This window comes from Citrobacter sp. S55_ASV_140, assembly GCF_018919505.1.
Classification (GTDB): domain Bacteria; phylum Pseudomonadota; class Gammaproteobacteria; order Enterobacterales; family Enterobacteriaceae; genus Citrobacter; species Citrobacter werkmanii.
This window is the reverse complement of the sequence record NZ_JAHLQZ010000450.1, coordinates 1-366: the sequence shown is the minus strand read 5'-3', so window position 1 is coordinate 366 and position 366 is coordinate 1. Positions and strand designations below refer to the sequence as shown.

Sequence of the window (366 nt, the reverse complement as noted above, 5' to 3'; positions counted from 1 at the left end):
TATCTGTTCTTATTACGGAGAACAGACACAGTGTGTCGTTTCAATTTTCAGCTTGATCCAGATTTTTAAAGAGCAAATATCTCAAACATGACTCGCAAGCCAGTTTTGAGATATCAGGGTACGCGTCTTTCACTCACGAACCAGCAAGTGGCGTCCCCTAGGGGATTCGAACCCCTGTTACCGCCGTGAAAGGGCGGTGTCCTGGGCCTCTAGACGAAGGGGACACTGAAGTCTCAATCGCAAGACGCCTTGCTATTCACTTTTCATCAGACAATCTGTGTGAGCACTACAAAGGTCGGTTCTTTAAGGTAAGGAGGTGATCCAACCGCAGGTTCCCCTACGGTTACCTTGTTACGACTTCACCCC

Annotated in this window: 1 tRNA gene and 1 rRNA gene; both read right to left on the bottom strand. The window is 48.4% G+C overall.

Annotated features, from left to right (window positions below):
• Positions 1-148: 148 nt before the first annotated feature.
• Positions 149-224 (bottom strand) — tRNA-Glu (locus KQJ18_RS24480).
• A gap of 85 nt (positions 225-309) precedes the next feature.
• Positions 310-366 (bottom strand): 16S ribosomal RNA (locus KQJ18_RS24475); the annotation flags it as partial.